This is a genomic window from Bremerella sp. TYQ1, from assembly GCF_020150455.1.
GTDB lineage: Bacteria > Planctomycetota > Planctomycetia > Pirellulales > Pirellulaceae > Bremerella > Bremerella volcania_A.
Map to the genome: position 1 here is coordinate 1,140,556 of NZ_CP083740.1, position 19,963 is coordinate 1,160,518.

Consider the following 19,963-nt stretch of genomic DNA (forward strand, 5'->3'; position numbering starts at 1 on the left):
GAAATATTTATCCCGCGACCGTGGTCCGCTTGGAAACGATGCTCAAGAATTGACATTGGTCGGAGTCACTTGCTACGTTTCTTATTGAACCCCGGAACTGCCCAAAACTCTCTGTCAGGAAATTCCATCGTGCTAAAACTGTTTTTCAGGGTAGGGCGAGACATCCCGTTCGCACTCGCCGCGTGGCTCCTTTTAATGGGTGGAATGCCATCGAGTAGTTCGGCTGGTGATCTTCAGTTGGTCGAAACGGAAAAGACAATTTCGATTCTTGACAACGATCAAACCATTCTTGTTTACAACAAGGTTTCTCCGGACGCTCCAGCAGGAATCGATTCGATCTACGAGCGAAGCGGTTTTTTGCATCCGGTCTGTTCTCCGTCCGGACGCGTGCTGACTGATGCATTTGCAGCCGACCACCCCCACCAGCAAGGCATTTTTACGGCCTGGGTCCAAACCACGTATCAGGGGAAGCCGGTCGACTTTTGGAACCTGGCTGGCAAAACAGGACGAGTATTACATCACCAAGTTCTCGACAAAAACGAAACCGACGGAAACGTCCGCTTCGAGGTGGAACTGATTCATCGCAGGGTAACGGAACCAGCGGTGGATGTTCTGAAAGAAAACTGGAAGCTAACCGCTTATCCAACCGACGGCTCGTATCGCTGCTTCGATTTGGATTTGACTCAAACGGCTTTGACCCAGGATCCTTTAATTATCGAGGAATATCACTATGGCGGCTTGGGAATGCGAGGTCAGTCGCGATGGTTGACTTCCCGTAAAGCCGATACGGCAGGGCCAACATTGGAGGCCAGTGGCTTTCTGAATAATCTTGGTTCGAACCGCACCGCCGGAAACCATCAACGGGCTCGATGGATCTCTCTTTGGGGCAATATCGATGGCAAACCGGTCAGCATTGCGGTGCTTTGCCATAAGGACAATTTCCGAGCCCCGCAGAAGGCGAGAATTCATCCGACAAAGCCCTATTTCTGCTTTGCTCCGTGTGTCGACGGAGAATTTACGATCGATAAGGATCATCCCTATCAAGCTCGATACCGGTACCTGGTCACCGATACGATGCCGGACGCGAAGTGGCTCGATCAGCAGTGGCAAGCTTGGGTAGGCGAATAATCTCGCCGAAAAGGCTCGAGTAATGCTGATTACTCGGAATTGCCGAATCGACCGAACTCGTTTATCTTTGATGGATTAGGTAGTTCCGTTTCACCCCTCTTTCGTTGACAGTAGACCACGCGCATGGGAAGAAGCTTCGAAAATCGGAAGCATTCGATTGCTAAGACCGCGGCCCAAAAGTCCAAGCTTTACTCGAAGTATGGCAAAATGCTGTACGTTGCCGCGAAGAATGGCGTTCCCGATCCGGAATCGAATCCGACGCTGAAAAGCTTGATGGAAAAAGCCAAACGGGAACAAGTGCCTGCCCACGTCATCGATAAAGCGATCGACAAAGCCAACGGCACCGGGGGTGAAGACTACTCCGAGGCTCGCTACGAAGGTTTCGGCCCCGGCGGATGTTCCGTGATTGTCGATTGCTTGACTGACAATCCGAATCGCACGATTACTGACGTGCGAAATTGCTTCACCAAAACGGGGTCGAAGCTCGGTACGACTGGTTCCGTTTCGCACTTGTTCGATCATTTGGCGGTACTTTCGTTTCAGGGAGAAGGCCAGGACAAGATCTTGGAACTGCTGCTTGAGGCCGATGTCGACGTCGATGATGTGGAAGAAGAAGGAGGAAAAATCACCGTGTTTGCGGCTTCTTCCGACTTCTTCAAAGCGAAACAGGCCCTTCAGGAAGCGATGCCGGAAATCGAATTCGAGGTCCAGGAAATCGCTTTTGTGGCTCAAGCGACCACGGAACTGACCGGCGACGATGCCAAGGCGTTCGAGAAGTTCCTCGACATGCTCGATGACTGCGAAGACGTTCAAAACGTCTACCATAGTGCCCAGTTGCCGGAATAGCTGGGCCATTCGGCGAAACGTGTCATTGTTGTTTTTGCCACGTTTCTGCCGACATTTCCCGCAGTTTGCCGCGGATTGACCTCGCGATAGGTTGGCGTTTGGCCTACCTTGGATGCAGTTCCACTTGATTTTTCGAGTGACATGCTGACAAGTTCGACCAACCTTTGACCGCTCGCGAAACGTGTATACCGAAACCGAAGGCAGCCGAAAAGCAATCGGCGACGTGGACGTCGTTTATCACGATGGCCTTTATCATCTCTTCCACCTGGTTCTTCCCAACCACGACTTCATCGCTCATGCGGTAAGTACCGACGCCATCAATTGGCGCCGCGTTAACAACGCCCTGTTCATCGGCGACCCCGGCGCTTGGGATGACTTGATGCTGTGGACGATGGCCGTTTCGCCAGATCCTCATCAGCCTGGCCGTTGGCGAATGTTCTACACTGGGCTGTCTCGCCGCGAGCAAGGGGGCATTCAGCGGCTTGGCTTGGCGGTTAGTGACGACTTGTTCCATTGGCGGAAAGAAGACGTCAGTTGGACCGATGACCGCGGTCCCCACGACCCTGAAAAAGTGCTTCAAGCCCGCAAAATTGCCCGGCAGCAATCCAGCAGTTGCCGTAGTGCGATGTACGACCCGGAAAGTCATTTTCCGCTGGAAGCACCGCCTCAGTATTACGAATCGTCGCTCGACGAAGGACGTAACTGGGTCAGCTTTCGCGATCCCTACTACTACCGCGAAGGAGATCGTGGTTGGCTGATTATGGCTGCCCGCGTCAAAGAAGGGCCGATCGTTCGTCGCGGGTGTGTTGGCGTGATGGAGGAAGTAGCCGAAGGCAAATTCTCGGCTCGCCCATCGCTTCATCACCCTGGTCTTTACGACGACATCGAAGTACCGAACCTTCTAAAAATTGAAAACGAGTATTACTTGATCGGCAGTCTTCGCGAAGACGCCAAGATCCGTTATTGGCACACCGACAAAATCGGTTCTCCCTGGCGAAGTTACTACGACAACGTTCTGCTTGCCCAAGACAACTATGCCGCTCGCGTTTGCGAAGACGACAAAGGCTGGCTGCTCTGGAACTTCTTCACGCTGGGTGGGCCGGATCGGACGAAACAAAACTTGATGCCTCCTCCGAAGCGGCTGCATCGTACGAAAAACGGGATGCTCCGAGCGACGACCTATGAAAAGCTCGATCAATTCCTCGGCGAACGGATCGACACGCGCTGTGTTCACTCGCTGCATAAGGGAATCGGCGAACAGTTTTGCTCCATCGACGGAAACAATCTAGATCTCGGTTGTGAGGCCGGGTTTCAGGCGTTTGTGTTCGATGGAAGCATCGAATCGGCTAAATTATCCGCGAAAATCGACCTCTACGGGCTCGGCAAGTGCGGCGTCATCTTCCGTGTCGATCCAGAAACTCAGGATGGCTACTACCTCTCGCTCGACCTCTTGAAGGGGGTCGCCCAGCTTCGCTCCTGGCACACCGGCGCCCCCGGCAGTGGCGAGCACATGATGCAATTCAAAACCTTGCAAGGTAGTAACTGGCATAGCGAAACTCCCGGTCAGGCCGAGATCTCGCTCACCGCGTTTGGTCATTATCTCGAGTTTTCGGTCGATGGTCGTGTCGTGCTGACGCTGGCCGACTCGACGTTCGCCGAAGGGCTGTTTGGTGTTTATCTCGAATCGGCTCGGATGCGGCTCTACGATGTCGATCTGCGTAAGATGCGTAATCCAGAGCAGTCAGTGCATCACCTGGTGACTGGTTAAGGGGGCTGACTTTGCATTCGTACCGATTTGCGTGGCCCGGGCGTATTCATTAGGTAATATTGCATAGTTGTGTGTACATTGTCCAATAATAGTTTACGATATGCTTACTTCTCGGGGGGTTAAACCCCTTGGCATTGCGCTTAAGTGGCATGTGAGAATCGCTTCCCTTATTTCTACGCCCTTAAGCCGCGGGTAAAACGCTTGAAACTGGCAATTTGAGCAATACTACGCGCAGACTTGGCGCAAACTTCGAGCGCTTTTAGGCTCGAAACCGACTAGATTCGGTCCCCAGGCCATTCTTGCCATCTTTCTAAAAATAGTGGCAGCATAGATCACCTTAAGCTGCCATCGATTCCGAGCGATGTCTTCATTGCTATGAGAGTCTGGTGAGACTGCGAATTCTGGGCGCCCATGTCCGTCTGGGTGTTTTTCTAAGCTGGCAAATTGTCGCTAGCCTCGGCGTAAGTCTTTGATTGATCTTGTCTTCGAGTAAAACGTTAGGCTACTATCTTTGCCGATGGACCTGCCCACTTTACCTCACCGAATTGCCACAGCGCTGCTTCTGCTTGGAATGCACGTTTGTTGGGTGGGCTGCGCCGGTCGCGAGTCCGCGGTCAGTTTGCCGACCCAGCAGCCACCCCCTTTTTCGGATAGTGGCGAAGTTCCTCTAGATAACTTGTGGTGGACTGCTTTCGCCGACGATGCGCTCAATCAGCAAGTCGATTTTGCGATGAATGGCAACTTCGATTTGGAAGGTGCGCTCCGAAGGATTCAAGCCGCTCAGGCAGTCGCGCGTCGTGAAGCCTCTGATCTCTGGCCGGACGTGAACGGCATTGCGGAAGCCGATACCACCATCCTTTCCAGCAGTGCTCCGAACCGATCGAACTTTGTGCTCGGGCTCGATGCCTCTTATCAGGTCGACTTGTGGGGTGAAATTGGCTCGAGAGTCGATGCCCAATGGCTGCGAGCGTCAGCGACAGAGGCTGACTACCAGGTCATCGCATTGACCCTGTCGGCAGATGTTTCGCGAACGTGGTACTCGCTAATTGAAGCCCACGCTCAGCTGGCTTTGCTGGACGAACAAATTGAAACGAACCGCACCGGGCTCGAGCTTCAGGAAGCGCGGTTTGGTCTCGGGCAAATTCGCAGCGCCGACGTATTGCGGCAACGGCAATTGGTTGAATCGACGCGCGAGCAACGTGTTGTCGTGTTATCGCGAATTGAAGTCCTGGAACATTTGATGGCCGTTTTGCAGGGTCAGCCACCTCAAGAAGCGACCTACGAACCTGGCGATCAGTTGCCGAGTTTGCCTCCGCTGCCTGCGACCGGATTGCCTTCGGAACTGCTCAATCGGCGACCTGATATTCGCCGCGAATTCCTGGCACTCTGGGCGGCCGATCGTGATTTGGCTTCCTCGGTGAGTGCTCAGTATCCACGATTGAATTTAGGCGCATCTGTCACGACGGTTGCGGAAAGCCCTGAGAACTTGTTTCGCGATTGGGTCGTTTCTGTGGCGGGGCAAATCATCGCTCCGCTGATCGACGGCGGCCAGCGCCGGGCGGAAGTCGACCGAAATGTGGCTCTCGTGCGACAACGCTTCACTGAGTTTTCGCAGACGGTGCTGATCGCGTACCGCGAAGTGGAAGATGCCCTGACGACAGAGCGTTATCTGCTTCAGCGAATCGAACGGCTGGAAACCCAAGTCGAACTGGCCCATCAAGCCTCGCTCCAACTGCGCGAGCAGTACTTGATTGGCGAGACCGAATACCTCGATGTTTTGAGCGCCATCACACAAGAGCAGAGCTTGCAGCGATCGATTTTGTCCGCAAGACTGGAACTAGTCCTCAATCGCATTGCGTTGTATCTGGCCCTCGCCGGCGACTTCGACCCCCGCAGTACCTACCCCTTAAACGACATCCCGTTGGAATATGTGGATGGCGTTCCGATCGAAATCATTGAAGGCATCCCATCGGAGATCATCGAAGAGCTTCCGGAGGAGAACATGACCGATGAGTGACGCTCCGAAATCACAATTTGTCTGGAAGCTGCTCGGCATTCTGGGAACCGTAGTGGCTTGTGCAGCGATCCTCGGAGCAGCGGTCGTCACCGTCATCGTGATCAACAAGACTGAACCGGTCGCCGAAAAGCTGGAAGCGACACGCAAGTCGGCCGCGCTGGTCGAAACGATTACTGTCGAACGCGGGACCTATTCGCCGACGATCGTTGTTTTGGGAACCGTTCAAGCCGCTCAAGAGATCGTGCTTAGCCCGCGGATCAGCGGTCAGGTCGTTTCGCTCTCGCCCAAGTTCGTTCCCGGCGGCATGGTCAAAGCCAAGGACTTTTTGCTGCGGATCGACGATGCCGACTTCGAGAACGCATTGTTCGTTCGGCAAAGCGAACTGCAACAAGCGGAAGCTTCGCTCGAGATCGAACGAGGACGACAGTCGTTAGCCAAGAAAGAGTTGGCATTGCTGGAAGGAACGATCGACGAAGCGAACCGCGCACTGGTGCTGCGAGAACCGCAAGTCGAATCGATTGAAGCGGAAGTGAATGCGGCCAAAGCATCGGTCGAACGTGCCAAGCTCGACTTGGAACGGACCAACATTCATGCCCCGTTCGATGCGCAGATTCTCAGCCGTTCGGTCAACGTCGGTTCACAAGTCGCCCCCGGCGACGAGTTGGCCCAGCTGGTCGGTGTGGACGAATATTGGATCATGGCTTCGGTGCCTGTGCGTAGCTTGCAGTGGATTCAATTTCCAGAGTTGGATGGTCGCAGCTCGCTGGTAACGCTTCGTAATCCCGACACGTGGCCGAAGGGTGTCGAACGTTACGCGTCTGTTTCTCGCATGATTGGCAGCCTCGACCAGCAAACACGTTTGGCTCGCGTGCTGATTGTCGTCGCCGATCCGTTGGCGTTGAAATCTGACGTTCCTCCGCTGATTCTCGATACACTGATCGAAACGCACATTGAAGGTCGCCCGATCGAAAACGTCGTGAAGCTGAAACGGAACTACGTTCACGAACGCGACACCGTGTGGGTCATGAAAGATGGAAAGCTCGACATTCGGGAGACGAATGTCGTGTTTCGCGATGCCGAGTATGCGTTCATTGACTCTGGCTTAGAGTCTGGCGACGAAGTCGTTACCACGACGCTGGCCACCGTAGCGAGCGGCATCGGTTTGAAAAAGATTGAGTCGCCTGCTTCCTCCGCAAGTTCGAAGGAGGCCCCGTGAGCGACAAAGAATCTTCCCCCAGCCTGCAGGAAGGGGCGATCGCTTGGATGGCCAAGAATTCGATCGCCGCCAACTTGCTGATGATCATTTTACTGGCCGGGGGAATCTGGTCGGCGATTACGATCCAGAAGGAAGTCTTTCCGCAATTTCAGCTCGACATTGTCGAGGTATCGGTCGGCTATCCAGGAGCGGCTCCGGAAGAAGTCGAACAGGGAATTCTGCGGCCGATCGAAGAAGCCGTCCGCGGCGTGGAAGGGATTCGCGAGATCACCAGCGAGGCCCGTGAAGGGCAAGGGACCGCACTGATCGAGCTGGTCGGCGGACAAGACCGCATGAAGGTGTATCAAGACATCGATCAAGCGGTGAATCGAATTCGTACGTTTCCGGATCAGATCGAACAGCCGGAGGTGCGACTGCAATCGCGGCAACGGGAAGTGATGCAAGTCGGTCTGTATGGCCCTGTCGATGTCTGGACGCTGCGCAAGCTGGCCGAACAGCTGCGCGATCAGTTGACTTCGCACCCCAATATCACGCAAGTCGCGCTGAGCCGCGTTCCTGAGTATGTCACCCATGTCGAGATTCCGCGGCAACGACTGCGGGAATATGGACTGACGCTTTCGGACGTGGCTGACCGCATTCGTGTGTCGAGCCAGGACATCGCCGCCGGGGCCGTTTCGACAAGTGCCGGCGAGATTTTGCTGCGAGTAAAGGCCCGGAAGCAATGGGCGCAGGAATTCGCCGATATCGAAATCGTTTCCGGCCGACGCGGCTCGGTCGTGAGGCTCGGCGATATCGCCACGATTCGGGATGGTTTTGAAGAGGTCGGATTTCACTCGCAATTCAGCCAAACGCCTTCGGTGGAAGTCGATGTCTTTCGTGTCGGTGCTCAGTCGCCGATTGACGTAGCCAACGCGGTCGAAGAAACGATGAAAGAATTCGAGTCGGTGTTGCCGCCGGGCGTGAAGTGGCGGATCGACCGAAACAATGCCGAAGAGTTCCGTCGGCGTCTGTACCTGGTGATGGAAAACGCCGCGATGGCGGTGGTAATTGTGCTGGTGATTTTAGCCCTGTTCCTGGAAGTGCGGTTGGCGTTCTGGGTGATGATGGGGATGGCCGTTTCGTTTATCGGCGGCATTTTGCTGTTGCCGTTGGCGGACGTCAGCATCAACATGATTTCGCTGTTTGGGTTCCTGGTGGTGCTGGGGATTGTGGTCGACGACGCGGTCGTCGTGGGCGAAAACGTTTATGAAAAGCGGCAGGAAGAAAGCAACTTCCTGAAGGCAGCCGTGCTTGGCACGCAGGAAGTCGCCGGTCCGGTGGTGTTCAGCATTTTGACGAACATCGTTGCGTTTGTTCCGCTGCTGTTTATCCCGGGCGAAACCGGAATGTTCTGGGGACCGCTGCCGTTGGTGGTGATCATTGTTCTCGCGTTATCGCTGCTGGAATCACTCTTCATCCTACCGGCTCACTTGGCGCATGCTCGTGAGGCTGGTCGCAAGAAGGGAAGTTTGGGTGATACGCTGCATCGCGGCCAACAGGCATTTCTGCGTGGGTTTAATCGGCTGATCGAGATCGTCTATGGACCGATCCTGAATGTCTGCCTGCGGTTTCGATATATCACCGCGTGCGTCGCGCTGGGGCTGTTTCTTGTTGTCGGCGGCTATGCGATGAGTGCCCACATGGGCATGATTTTGATGCCTGAGGTTTCGGCCGACGAGATCGAAGCGGGCGTCCGCTTGCCGGTAGGTACGACCCAAGATCAAGCGGCCGAGATGGCCGAGATTGTCACCGCTGCGAGCGTACGGATGTTCGAGGAACATAATCTGTACGAAGTTGCCGAAGGGATCAAAACCAACGTTCGCCGACAGAACTTCATTGATGTCGAAATTGTGATGAAGCCGCCGGACGAACGCGACATGACCGCCAACGACGTGATCCGTTTGTGGCGCGACTCGATCGGCGACTTGCCTGGCGTCGACCAGGTGACGTTTGAAGCGGAAAGCGGACCTGGCGGGCATCGCAAAGATATTAGTGTCGACCTAAGTCATAGCGACGTCGACGTGCTCGGCAAAGCGGCCGAAGCATTCGTGGAACGCTGTGAAGCGTTCGCCAACACGCGCGACGTGAACGACAACTTCAACAAAGGAAAATCGCAGTACGACTTCACCTTGCGGCCTGAGGGCAGGGCGTTGGGGCTGACCGATGAAGAACTGGGCGATCAACTGCGTGGGGCGTTCTTTGGATCGCTTGCGCTGCGACTGCTGCGGGGGACCAACGAAATTGAAGTCCGCGTCAAGCTGCCGGAAGATCAACGGGAAGATGTCCATCACCTGGAAGATCTGATCATCCGAACGCCTAACGGGGCGGAAGTTCCGCTGCTGGACGTGGCGGACGTCCAAGAGAGCAAAGCGTTCTCGTCGATCAACCGCCGCGACGGCCGCCGGGTCATTTCCGTGGCGATGAATGTCGAACCGAAACGAGCCATCACCCAAGTTATCAACGCCATGAAGACCGAGGTGTTGCCGCAGCTGCGAGAGGATTACCCGGGCATTACCTGGTCTTTTGAAGGTAGCGACGCCGAACTCCGCCGCGCGACGTCTTCGCTGTGGGGGTATTTCGGTTTAGCCCTCGGGGTGATCTATGCGTTGCTGGCGATCGCCTTCCGTGGATACGTACAGCCGCTGATCGTGTTGGTCGCCATTCCGTTTGGTATTGTTGGGGCGATCATCGGTCACATCATTTTGGGATACGACATCTCGCTGGTTAGCCTGATGGGTGTGATCGCGCTGTCAGGCGTGGTCATCAACGACTCGCTGATCATGATCGACTACGCCAATCGCCGCCGGGGAACCAGCAGCGCATTCGAGGCCATTTCCCAAGCTGGGCTGCGACGTTTTCGACCGATCATGCTGACGACGCTCACCACCTTTGGTGGGCTGATTCCTTTGATCTTCGAGACTTCGCTGCAGGCTCAATACATCATTCCGATGGCCATATCGCTCGGCTTTGGAATTTTGTTTGCCACCGGAATTATCCTGGTGTTGGTGCCGTGTCTTTATTTAATATTGGAAGACATCACCAGCTGCTTCTCTCGGGGGGAAGCCCACGCTTAAGAATTTCGGACGCTGGTGAACCTGAGCTCTTGGCGGATCTCTTGTTCGGTATGATCCACGTTCGTCCTGTCAATGACACCGACGCCGAAACGCTCCAATCGCTGTACGCGAACTTTCTGCTCACGTCGTCTTGGATTTCCACAGAAGACTGGCAACAGGCCGACTTTGCCGCCATCAGCGAAGGCGAGAAAGTCTTTGTCGCGACCAATCCCGCAGGAACCGTCCTTGGCGTGATTGCGGTGTGGGAGCCTGATGCGTTCATCCACAGTTTGTATGTCGACCCCGAATATCAAGGGCAGGGGGTCGGCACATGTCTCTTAGCTTCGCTCGATGCCTGGTTACCTCGGCCGTGGAGACTGAAGTGTTCCATTTATAACGATCAGGCCCTGACGTTCTATCGTCACAAAGGCTGGAGACAACTTGAAACGGGAACCAGCGCACAAGGTCCCTACTTTCTTTTGGGCTACGAATAGGTCGCCGCCTGATGGCAAACGACCAAGTGTCCAACCCTGAAAAGAAATGTTCTCAGGAAGTGTGACGAATTCGGAGCTTCGTCGGAACGAGAACTTCGCCAGGCTTTTCCGCGTCGTCGGACTGAATGACATTCACGGCCGCTTTCAGCAGTGCCGGCAAATCGTGGGCAACCGTCGTCAACGGCGGATCAAGCAGCGACGAGAATTGCAGATCGTGCCAACCGATGACGGCCACTTTGTCTGGCACGTGATAGTTCAGTCTTCGCAGGGCTCGGCAAACGGCAACGGCGTTAAAGTCGGTATCGCACAAGATTGCATCGGCCCCGACGTCGTCGACCAGGCGGCGACAAATATCGTCGAATCGAGGAAACGTGGTCGGGTCGTTGACCAGCCAGCCTTTGGTGTCGACTACGATCTGTTCTTCCGAAAGCTCCATGCCGTGGGCTTCCAGAAATTCGCGATACGCTTCAATTCGATCGAGGATCGAAAGCGACTCACGCTGTTCGGTCAGCAGCGCCACCCGTTTTCTGCCTGTCGAGACAAGGTGGTCGATTGTTTCCTTCGCCCCAGTCCGAACGTCGCTAATGACGCGGCAGACGCCATCACGGCCGACGTTCTCTAAGACGGTCAAAACGTTATCGCGCGATTTGAAGAGCTCGGCGACTTCGTCCCATTGCTCTTCGTTTTCGTGGGCGAGATACATCACTCCGTCGACCCAGCCGGCATCGAGATCTTGCACGACGCGCTGTAAACCGTCGGTGCTGGGGTAAGAACCGACCGAAAGAAGCCGCAAGCCATGCTCTTCCGCTTCGCGCTGTAGTTCGGCGGTAACTTTTTGTGTCAGGAAGTTCCGCGTTTCACGTACTACAAGTGCAACGACATTACTTCGCTTGCCAGCCAACTGCTGGGCGGCGATGTTAGGACGATAGCCAAGGTCTTTGGCTGCTTTGCGAATCGATTCGGCTGTTTCTTCGGAAACACGGATCCTTCCGTTGCCGGTTCCCATCAGAACCGCCGATGCCGCCATACGAGAAACGCCCGCCATTTCGGCGACATCCTTCATGCGGACTGCAGTTCGACCAGACTTCTTTGCCATGGCAATTCCAGTTGCTATACTAGCTCGAATGAGCGGTGTACTAACAGAAGAGTGACTATCCCGCGATATGTAGTGGTTTTATTCAATTCTTGCGTCTTTGGCAAGGAAAAACGACAAAAAAGAGGGTGGCTTCTTCCAGAATTACCACGCCACGAAGGCACGGAGGGTTTGACGGGGAACTTTGGACGCCGCGACGGTGTTCCCGGCGAGCTTGTCGAGCATCTTTAAGCCGATGGAGCGGAAAAGTTGACTCCGTAATCTTCTGCGTAGAATTGCACCTAAGTCGTTGATCGAGAACATCTCGAGACTTGCTTGGGGTGTTTGCACGTTTCCAGGGCAGCAGTCCCATCGTTTTGAGTCGAGCGCGACCAGCCAATGCTGACTGTTGTACACATAATGATCGCCCCGAGTGTCATTTTGAGCAAAATCGACTTAGGCGGCAGATTTGAAATAGACGATTAGGTTGGCGCGTTGTACGCTAATGCGTTTTTATTGCGGCGAAAATCTTAATTGATGGTTTTCGCAATCTCGAAGATTAATTAGGTCCCACCTTTCATCACATTATGGTTAGGCTCCCCGGCAAAGGATGCGGGGTACCCCAAGATGATCCCCTCCATGGCAATTTCTGGCAGGACCTTTCAGCTCGAGCCGAGCATGCTCTCGCGTGTCCCGAACCCGGCAGGAACAGGCCCGGTTTGCTTCACGGCCTCCCGATTTTCAAAAAAGCGGGAAATCTTTGCACGGTCACGGTTTGCATCCCCTGTCACTGCTATGCCCTCTGGAACAATCGCGTCATACTTATAGGTAAAGAGGCACCGCGAAGAAAATGATCTCAGAAAGTGCTCCCCGGCAGGAGAAGGCCAAATCGGCGGACGAGGTCGATCTGGCATGTTACAACGCCACCTATGTCGAACAGCTTTTGCAGAAATATCTGGATGACCGCAACGGTGTTCCAGATAACTGGCGCGAATTCTTCGACCGGCAAGCCGCCGAGAATGGTATTTCGGCGGCCGAACTTGGTTCGCACGGACCGACGTTTCAACCGCGAAGTATCTTTCGCGAGTCGAGCGGTGGTGACGCTGGCGGTCCCGTCAACGGGACCGTAGGCAACGTCAAGCTGCAAAAAGTGCAGTACCGTGCCGATCAGCTGGTCCATGGCTATCGCTCGCGCGGGCACTACAACGCCAAGCTCGACCCTTTGAAGCTGAACAAGCAGATTCCAACGCCTCTTTCGCTAGAAGCGTTCGGCTTGAGCAAAAGCGATCTGGAAGAACGCGTCTATTACACCAGCGGCGAAAAGATCGAACAGATCACGCTTCGCGACCTGGTGAAGCGTCTGGACGATCTGTACTGCAAACACATTGGCTACCAGTTCACGCATATCGACGAACTGGACGTCCAGCAATGGCTGGTCGACCGAATCGAACGCCAATCGCACATCAAAGAACTGCCTAACACGGTTCAAAGGCAAATTCTGCAAGGCCTGACCGAGGCGACCGTCTTCGAAGAATTCGTTCGTAAAAAGTACGTCGGAGCCAAGACGTTCTCGCTGTTCGGCTCGGAAATGTTGATTCCGATGCTCGATCTGTTGGTCGACCGTGCCGCGGAAAACAACGTTCGTGAAGTCGTTCTGGGGATGCCGCACCGCGGTCGTTTGAACGTGCTGACGAATATCATCGGTCAGCCGCCACGCGAACTGTTCGCCCAGTTTAATGATGTCGACTTCCACCAGTTCATCGGTGGTGGCGACGTGAAGTACCACTTGGGGAACAGCGTCGACAAAGTGACGTCGTCGGGCAACGAAGTGCACCTTTCGCTTTCGTTCAATCCGAGCCACTTGGAGTTCATCAACCCGGTGGTGCTCGGCCGTTTGCGTGCCAAGCAAGACCGAACCGGCGACTTCAACCGTCGCCGCGGGATGGCCGTGCTGATCCATGGCGACGCGGCGTTCATCGGGGAAGGGGTCGTGCAAGAAACGTTGAACCTGAGCCAACTGGAAGGTTACAAAGTTGGTGGTACGGTACACGTTATAGTGAACAATCAGATCGGCTTTACCACTTCGATCGACCAGTCGCGCAGTACGCGATACTGCACCGACATCGCTCGCATGCTGCAAATCCCGATCTTCCACGTCAATGGCGACGACCCGGAAGCGGTTGCCGATGTGGTTTCGATGGCGATGGACTTCCGTGAGAAGTTCCAGCGCGACGTCATCATCGACTTGGTCTGCTACCGTCGTCTCGGCCATAACGAAGCGGACGAACCAAGCTTCACTCAGCCGATGATGTACAAAGCGATCGATAAGCAGCCTCCTATCCGCGATAGCTACTTGGATCGTCTGGTTGAGCAGAATCGGATTTCGACCGAAGAAGCCAACGAGATGTCGGACAAGTACCAGGAGTTCCTCAAAAGCGAATACGATATCGCCCAGGAAATGAAGGAACGCTCACTGCGTCGTCCTGAAGGTGTGTGGGAGGAATTCGACGGCGGTCTGGAACCGACTTCGCAAGATCCTGAACACGACCCGGCCGACGAATGCCCAGAAACACGGATTTCGACCGAACGTTCTGGCGAGATCCTGCGGATGCTGGCTTCTATTCCAGAAGACTTCCATCGCAACCGTAAGCTGGGGCGAATTGCCGATCAACGACGCGAGATGGCGGATGGCGAACGAATGCTCGATTGGGCATCCGCCGAAGCGCTCGCGTTTGCCACGCTGTCGATGGAAGGGCACCGCATTCGTCTGTCCGGCCAGGACTGTCAACGTGGTACGTTCAATCAGCGGCATGCGGTGCTGCATGACGTGAACGATGGTCACGAGCACAGCATCTTCTCGAATCTTTCGCCGAAGCAGGCCCCCGTTGAGATCGTCAACAGTCCGCTTAGCGAAGCTGGCGTGCTGGGCTTTGACTACGGTTACAGCCTCGACTACCCAAATGCGTTGGTCGCATGGGAAGCTCAGTTTGGCGACTTCAGCAACGCCGCCCAGGTGATCATCGACCAGTTCATGGCTAGTGCCGAAGATAAATGGCGCCGCCTGAGTGGTTTGGTACTGTTGCTTCCACACGGCTACGAAGGGCAAGGGCCGGAACACTCCAGCGCTCGCTTGGAACGCTTCCTCTGGTTGGCGGCCGAAGACAACATTCAAGTGGCCATTCCAACCACCCCGGCTCAGTACTTCCATGTGCTGCGTCGCCAAATGAAACGTTCGTGGAAGAAGCCGTTAATTCTTTTCACACCGAAAAGCCTGCTGCGTCATCCTGCGGCGGTCTCTTCGCTGGAAGAATTGGCCAATAACAAGTTCGAGCGAATCATCAAAGACAATCGCGAGAACCCTGAAAAGACGACTCGCGTGATCATGTGCAGCGGCAAGGTTTACTACGACCTGGCCCACTACCGCGAAGAACATCAGCGGCATGATGTAGCGATTATTCGTGTTGAACAGCCTTACCCGCTGAAGAACCACACCGTTCAAGCGGTTCTCGATCAATATGAAGACGGCGTCCCCTTGTATTGGGTCCAGGAAGAACCCGACAATATGGGCGTTTGGCCTTACTGGAAATTACGATATGGGCATCGTATGTTCGAGCGATTCCCACTTTCCGTCATCGCCCGGGAAACATCTTCCAGCCCGGCAACCGGATCCAAAGCGGCTCACGAGTACGAGCAGCAACAACTACTCGAACGAGCCTTTAATGACACCTAGAAAGGACAGCTGCGGAAGATGACCATCGAATTGAAAGTGCCCGAATCGGGCGAGTCGATTCAGGAAGTGCAAATCCTGAAGTGGCTGAAGAGCGAGGGGGACAACGTCCAAGAAGATGAGGACGTTGTGGAGTTGGAAACCGACAAGGCTTCCATGGACCTCGCTGCTCCGGCCAACTGCACATTGCAGAAGATCCTGAAGCAGGAAGGCGAGATCGTCAATGTTGGCGAAGTGATCGCTCTCTTTGAAGAAGGTGGCGGCAAGCCTGCAGCCAAGAAAGAAAAGAAAGAGAAAAAGACCGAAGTGCCTAAGAAGGAACCGGCTGCCGCAGCTGCGAAGAAGGATGGCAGCGCCAGTTCTTCTTCCGGTGACGAAGTGCAAGCGACTCCTTCCGGCCGTCGCGAACTTCTCAAGCATGGTCTTTCGCCGACTGACGTTGCCCCTCCCGGTAAGACGATTCGTCGCGAAGACGTCGAAAAGTACGTGCAGTCGATTTCGAGCCGTCCGACCGCTGGTTCCGGCAACCAGAACGAATCGGAGATGGAAGAGGTCATTCCGATGAGCCTCATCCGTCGCCGCATCGCGAGCAAGCTGGTCGAAGCCCAGCAAAAAGCGGCGTTGCTGACGACGTTCAACCAGGTCGACATGTCGTATGTCATGGACCTGCGAAAGCGACACGGCGAATCGTTCCAAAAGCGTTACGGCGTGAAGCTCGGTTTCATGTCGTTCTTCACCAAGGCGTTGATCGACGCTTTGAAGGCGCATCCGGAATTGAATGCCGAAATTCGTGACGAAACGAATATCGTTTACCGCAATTACTTCCACATCGGAATCGCCGTCGGCTCGGGCAAGGGTCTCGTCGTTCCAGTTCTGAAGTTTGCCGAACGAATGAGTTTCGCCGAGATCGAACAGTCGATCCAAGAGTTCGCCGGACGAGCTAAGAGCAACCAGCTGAAACCGGAAGAGCTTTCCGGCGGTACGTTCACCATCAGCAACGGTGGCGTCTACGGCTCGATGCTCTCGACTCCGATCGTCAATCCACCGCAAAGTGGCGTCCTCGGGATGCATGCCATCGAAGAACGTCCTGTCGCGGTGAACGGCCAAGTGGTCATTCGCCCGATGATGTACCTGGCGTTGACCTACGATCACCGTATTGTCGACGGCCGCGAAGCGGTGACCTTCCTGCGACGTATCAAGGAAGCAATCGAAGAACCTTCGCGAATGCTGATCGAGGCTTAAGCCTTTGATTTAGCCCGGCTTAACAAGCTAAAAGCCAAGTCACCGTTGGACCATTCCACGGGACTTGGCTTTTTTTACGTCGTGAATGAACGTGAGTCTCTACGGCTCGACGCTATCGGCACTCTCACGGACGTGCTGCGTAACCGATCGGGCATTCGTTTGGTCGAGTATCTGTTTGGCGTAATCGGTCTCGAACGGGTCGCCGTTGGCCACGACAAGGAAACTACCTTTGCGGACTTCCTCTTCGTATTCTGCAACATGATCTTCATGCACGCCCCAACCGATCATCGATCCCAGGAAACCTCCCACAATCGCGCCTGTTAGCCCAGCCGTAATGGGACCGGCAATCAGCATGAGTCCAAAGCCTGGGATCGTGAGCAGCGGCGCCGCCATAAAGAACCCCACCAGGCCCCCCACACCAGCCCCCAACGCGGCATCTTTGTCCGACTCGTCGCCATATTGCAGTGAAGTGGTCGACGGAAGATCGTCGTGGACGCTATTTGCCACCAACGAAACTTGATCGGATGGAAATTTGCTTTCATCAAGCGTTGTCACTGCTTGCTTAGCAGCCTCGAAATCGTCGTAGATAGCAACGGTACAGTGTCTGGACATATTGTTCTCCCCCTGTGTCAAAAGCCGGGTTCTATTGCGGTTTAAATCGCTTTCCTACCGTTCAGTAGACCGCAAAGGACATGCCTTTCCAACTTTTTTGTAGGCCTCGAGCCATTTCGCAACGGTTTTTGGTACGGCGATTGCAAACAGTCTCTCAACCAACTAACCAACAACATCGCGAAAACGGAGTTGAACAATATGAGTACTGTCGCATGCCCTGAACCGCTGACTAAGTCGACCGCTGCTACCAAGTCTCGTTCGGTTGCGGCCGCTTGTCGTGAAGTTCGTCAGTCGTGGAGCCAGGAAGAACGGGCTCGCCGTAAGCAAGTCGCCGAAATGAAGCAGATCGGCTTGCTACTTAACACGATCGACATGACGACGTTTCTGAAAGCGGTGTCGGCAGGCTAAATAAGCTATCAACGACCCTAGGCCGTCCAGTTATTGGACGGCCTATTTTTATGCGCGGTCAAAGATAAAGAATAACGACGACCGCTGAGTGGTTGCCGCTCCATCACCGTTAGAATCCAATTCGCTTTTGCGACGAGCACGTGCCACTAAATATTTCGCCAGGCTCGAGGTGCCGAGAACGCCTCATTGGGAATCATGGCGAACATGGCCAGCAGCAAACCGATCATCATAAAGTTCTGGCCTGCTGGGGGAATTTCTGGCGAAAGCGTTAACCGCGGGACTGCGAACATAAGCACCGATAGAATCAGTGTGCCGACATGGATGTAACGCGTCTTCTCCCAGAACGACAGCGCCGCGAACAAGATAATCATGCTGCCGAGACCAAAGTCGATCAATGAGGAAACGCCATCTCTATGTTCGCCGCGAAATAAAAATGGGCTGCATAGAAGCCAGCAACCCAACATAAATTCAACTACTCTTGGCCACATGATCAACTTCCTTCTCGCGACTCAACCGATGTCATTTCTGCGATGACACGTTGTGACGATGGCGTAGGATATCCGCACAGCGCCTTCCACAATGAACCAACGTGGTGTTCCGCCTTCCACACTTTCCACAGAAAGAGCAGGGAAGAGTAAACTTCGTCGTATGCCAAATAGACCAGCGTTAACGAGATCCCGGCGGTGACTAAGCAAAGGAAACACCATTGCCCAAGGACAAACGTCTGAAGCAATACAAGAATGACGCTGACGATTCCGAGTGGAATGACGTCGATGCCAAAGAGGATCACGATCCATGGCCGCTCGTACCAACGCCGTGTCGAACCTGCCAAACCAAAGATGGCGTCGCCTAGATAAGCGATCGCGCCGAGTGCAGCGTCGGGAACGCCTACCCAGCGATCCATCTTCTTAGCAATGTCAGATCCGATGACGTTAGCGCTTTGCTCGCCAAAGAACGGGTCCCAGACGTATCCTATCAATCCCCACTGAAAAGCGGCCAGGTGCGACGCAATCAGCGTGGCGAAAAATGCCAGCACGCAAACTGGAACCCGTTGCGACCAAGCCGATGGGTTGTACGACCAGGGCGAAACGGGATGATGCTCGTCGGTTGGGAGCGGTTTCGCATCTTGGGAAGCGGTATGCATTCAACTACCCCTTTGCCTCACTCATTTCCAGCGGTCCCAGCTTATTCATCTTGTAGAACGCCGAAGGATTTGCCTTTAGGTTTGCCAACATCGTAGGAAGCGTTCCTCGTAACGTATGGGTGGGCTTCCATCCGAGACATTGTTTTGCTTCGGTTGGATCGATCGGATAGTTTTGGTCGGCAAGATCGACCATCCAGGGCTTGATGAAAGGCTCTTCCTCTGGAGAGGAAGCCATTTGCTGCTTGAACCATGCGCCCGCTTTGGCGATTCCGGCTGGAATGCGGATGGTCGGCCATTCTCTTCCGTGCAGCTCCTGACCGATTAGATCTTGGAGTTCGCCGTAGCTCATGACGTCTTCTTCCCCAATCAATAGAGTTTTGAAGTCGGGAAGCTGATTGCGGCGATCAACCGCGGCGACCATGCAATTAGCGAGATCGTCGAGATGGACGAACGATTGGCCGCACTTCTCGTCACCTGGGAAGAAATAGCTCTCAAGCTGCTTTTCGTAAATACGCTGCACCTGGTGGGTGATTGGGAGCGAATGCCCATGCGCGTCATAAACCCCAGCAATTCGCAAAATGAGCGTTGGGATGTCGCCATGTTCCTGCTGGAGCACTTTTTCCGTCTTGAGCTTTGATTCGGGATAGGCCCATTCGGCCTGGGTTGGTGACTTCTCGGTGAGCTTGTCGCCAACTTTGGCAGACTTCATGACCAGCAAACTGCTGGTGAACTGGAACTGCTCGACTTCCAACGGCTGTAGATGCTGCATCAACCGGCGTGTTCCTTCGACGGTCAATTCTTCGTACAGAGGACTCTCTTTGCCGGAAAAGTCGTAATATGCGGCGAGATGAACCACACTGGCGAGATGGCTACCATGGTTGGCCTGCAGTTCGGCGATTGCCTCGGCGACACTTTCATCGTCGGTCAGATCGGCTTGAATCCAATGATCGGCGTCTGCCTCTTTCTCTTCCGGCGGATGAAGGTCCATCCCAACGACGGTATAGCGTTTTCGTAACGCCGGAACTAAGCGAGATCCGATCAAGCCACCACTACCGGTGACGAGAACGACAGGTCGTTGAATCTGCGGTGAATCCATGGATATTGTCTCCTTTCGGTTAGTTTTCGCCTTTTCTCACCACCAAAAGTGCAAGTTCAATGCCAGAGAAGCGCAACGCGATCGTGTCAAGCCACCTTCGC

At 54.6% G+C, this 19,963-nt stretch carries 15 protein-coding genes; 10 read left to right on the top strand and 5 right to left on the bottom strand.

The genetic code is table 11. From position 1 onward, the window contains the following. The first annotated feature begins 129 nt into the window (after positions 1 to 129). From LA756_RS04125 to LA756_RS04155, 7 genes are all read left to right on the top strand, one after another. Positions 130 to 1,128: a PmoA family protein gene (locus LA756_RS04125; protein WP_224438611.1), complete on the top strand. Its 999-nt coding sequence runs from the start codon at positions 130 to 132 to the stop codon at positions 1,126 to 1,128. Positions 1,129 to 1,251: 123 nt separating this feature from the next. Further along, complete coding sequence (locus tag LA756_RS04130) at positions 1,252 to 1,974, top strand: YebC/PmpR family DNA-binding transcriptional regulator (RefSeq protein ID WP_224438612.1); 723 nt, start codon at positions 1,252 to 1,254, stop codon at positions 1,972 to 1,974. 181 nt (positions 1,975 to 2,155) lie between these two features. Next, on the top strand, positions 2,156 to 3,742 hold the full coding sequence (locus tag LA756_RS04135; protein WP_224438613.1) for a glycosyl hydrolase: 1,587 nt from the start codon (positions 2,156 to 2,158) through the stop codon (positions 3,740 to 3,742). Between the two features lie 517 nt (positions 3,743 to 4,259). Further along, entirely contained in the window at positions 4,260 to 5,759 is a 1,500-nt protein-coding gene (locus LA756_RS04140) for a TolC family protein (protein ID WP_224438614.1), read from the top strand. After that, positions 5,752 to 6,975 carry an efflux RND transporter periplasmic adaptor subunit gene (locus tag LA756_RS04145; RefSeq protein WP_224438615.1) on the top strand — a complete coding sequence of 408 codons (1,224 nt, stop codon included), beginning with the start codon at positions 5,752 to 5,754 and terminating at the stop codon, positions 6,973 to 6,975. Before LA756_RS04140 ends, LA756_RS04145 begins: the two co-directional genes overlap by 8 nt. Positions 6,976 to 7,022: 47 nt before the next feature. After that, positions 7,023 to 10,088, top strand: coding sequence for an efflux RND transporter permease subunit (locus LA756_RS04150; RefSeq protein ID WP_315858370.1), 3,066 nt, complete (start codon positions 7,023 to 7,025; stop codon positions 10,086 to 10,088). Positions 10,089 to 10,138: 50 nt separating this feature from the next. Further along, entirely contained in the window at positions 10,139 to 10,561 is a 423-nt protein-coding gene (locus tag LA756_RS04155; protein WP_224438617.1) for a GNAT family N-acetyltransferase, read from the top strand. Between the two features lie 52 nt (positions 10,562 to 10,613). Here LA756_RS04155 and LA756_RS04160 read toward each other — a convergent pair whose 3' ends face one another. Further along, positions 10,614 to 11,657, bottom strand: a complete 1,044-nt coding sequence (locus LA756_RS04160) for a LacI family DNA-binding transcriptional regulator (protein WP_224438618.1) — start codon at positions 11,655 to 11,657, stop codon at positions 10,614 to 10,616. A gap of 826 nt (positions 11,658 to 12,483) precedes the next feature. Here LA756_RS04160 and LA756_RS04165 point away from each other — a divergent pair. After that, a complete protein-coding gene (locus tag LA756_RS04165) occupies positions 12,484 to 15,363 on the top strand; it encodes a 2-oxoglutarate dehydrogenase E1 component (RefSeq protein WP_224438619.1) in 2,880 nt (959 codons plus the stop codon). Between the two features lie 18 nt (positions 15,364 to 15,381). Next, a complete protein-coding gene (gene odhB / locus LA756_RS04170; protein ID WP_224438620.1) occupies positions 15,382 to 16,602 on the top strand; it encodes a 2-oxoglutarate dehydrogenase complex dihydrolipoyllysine-residue succinyltransferase in 1,221 nt (406 codons plus the stop codon). A 99-nt stretch (positions 16,603 to 16,701) separates the two neighbouring features. Here the strand turns inward: odhB and LA756_RS04175 are convergent, their stop codons facing one another. Then, entirely contained in the window at positions 16,702 to 17,214 is a 513-nt protein-coding gene (locus LA756_RS04175) for a GlsB/YeaQ/YmgE family stress response membrane protein (protein WP_224438621.1), read from the bottom strand. A 198-nt stretch (positions 17,215 to 17,412) separates the two neighbouring features. On the opposite strand from LA756_RS04175, the gene LA756_RS04180 reads away from it, so the two are divergent. Continuing rightward, complete coding sequence (locus LA756_RS04180) at positions 17,413 to 17,622, top strand: hypothetical protein (protein ID WP_224438622.1); 210 nt, start codon at positions 17,413 to 17,415, stop codon at positions 17,620 to 17,622. 146 nt (positions 17,623 to 17,768) lie between these two features. On the opposite strand, the gene LA756_RS04185 is transcribed toward LA756_RS04180, so the two are convergent. Genes LA756_RS04185 through LA756_RS04195 form a run of 3 tightly spaced genes read right to left on the bottom strand, consistent with a single transcriptional unit; the run spans position 17,769 to position 19,862 of the window. Continuing rightward, on the bottom strand, positions 17,769 to 18,110 hold the full coding sequence (locus LA756_RS04185) for a hypothetical protein (protein WP_224438623.1): 342 nt from the start codon (positions 18,108 to 18,110) through the stop codon (positions 17,769 to 17,771). 2 nt (positions 18,111 to 18,112) lie between these two features. Beyond that, positions 18,113 to 18,766, bottom strand: coding sequence for a vitamin K epoxide reductase family protein (locus LA756_RS04190; RefSeq protein ID WP_224438624.1), 654 nt, complete (start codon positions 18,764 to 18,766; stop codon positions 18,113 to 18,115). A 4-nt stretch (positions 18,767 to 18,770) separates the two neighbouring features. Beyond that, complete coding sequence (locus LA756_RS04195; protein WP_224438625.1) at positions 18,771 to 19,862, bottom strand: NAD(P)-dependent oxidoreductase; 1,092 nt, start codon at positions 19,860 to 19,862, stop codon at positions 18,771 to 18,773. Between the last annotated feature and the right edge of the window lie 101 nt (positions 19,863 to 19,963).

Excerpts from the sequence above, each read along its gene's own strand:
- LA756_RS04130 (WP_224438612.1), top strand. The coding sequence starts at position 1,252 with ATGGGAAGAAGCTTCGAAAATCGGAAGCATTCGATTGCTAAGACCGCG.
- LA756_RS04140 (WP_224438614.1), top strand. The coding sequence starts at position 4,260 with ATGGACCTGCCCACTTTACCTCACCGAATTGCCACAGCGCTGCTTCTG.
- LA756_RS04145 (WP_224438615.1), top strand. The coding sequence starts at position 5,752 with ATGAGTGACGCTCCGAAATCACAATTTGTCTGGAAGCTGCTCGGCATT.
- LA756_RS04150 (WP_315858370.1), top strand. The coding sequence starts at position 7,023 with ATGGCCAAGAATTCGATCGCCGCCAACTTGCTGATGATCATTTTACTG.
- LA756_RS04155 (WP_224438617.1), top strand. The coding sequence starts at position 10,139 with ATGATCCACGTTCGTCCTGTCAATGACACCGACGCCGAAACGCTCCAA.
- LA756_RS04160 (WP_224438618.1), bottom strand. The coding sequence starts at position 11,657 with ATGGCAAAGAAGTCTGGTCGAACTGCAGTCCGCATGAAGGATGTCGCC.
- LA756_RS04165 (WP_224438619.1), top strand. The coding sequence starts at position 12,484 with ATGATCTCAGAAAGTGCTCCCCGGCAGGAGAAGGCCAAATCGGCGGAC.
- odhB (WP_224438620.1), top strand. The coding sequence starts at position 15,382 with ATGACCATCGAATTGAAAGTGCCCGAATCGGGCGAGTCGATTCAGGAA.
- LA756_RS04175 (WP_224438621.1), bottom strand. The coding sequence starts at position 17,214 with ATGTCCAGACACTGTACCGTTGCTATCTACGACGATTTCGAGGCTGCT.
- LA756_RS04180 (WP_224438622.1), top strand. The coding sequence starts at position 17,413 with ATGAGTACTGTCGCATGCCCTGAACCGCTGACTAAGTCGACCGCTGCT.
- LA756_RS04185 (WP_224438623.1), bottom strand. The coding sequence starts at position 18,110 with ATGTGGCCAAGAGTAGTTGAATTTATGTTGGGTTGCTGGCTTCTATGC.
- LA756_RS04190 (WP_224438624.1), bottom strand. The coding sequence starts at position 18,766 with ATGCATACCGCTTCCCAAGATGCGAAACCGCTCCCAACCGACGAGCAT.
- LA756_RS04195 (WP_224438625.1), bottom strand. The coding sequence starts at position 19,862 with ATGGATTCACCGCAGATTCAACGACCTGTCGTTCTCGTCACCGGTAGT.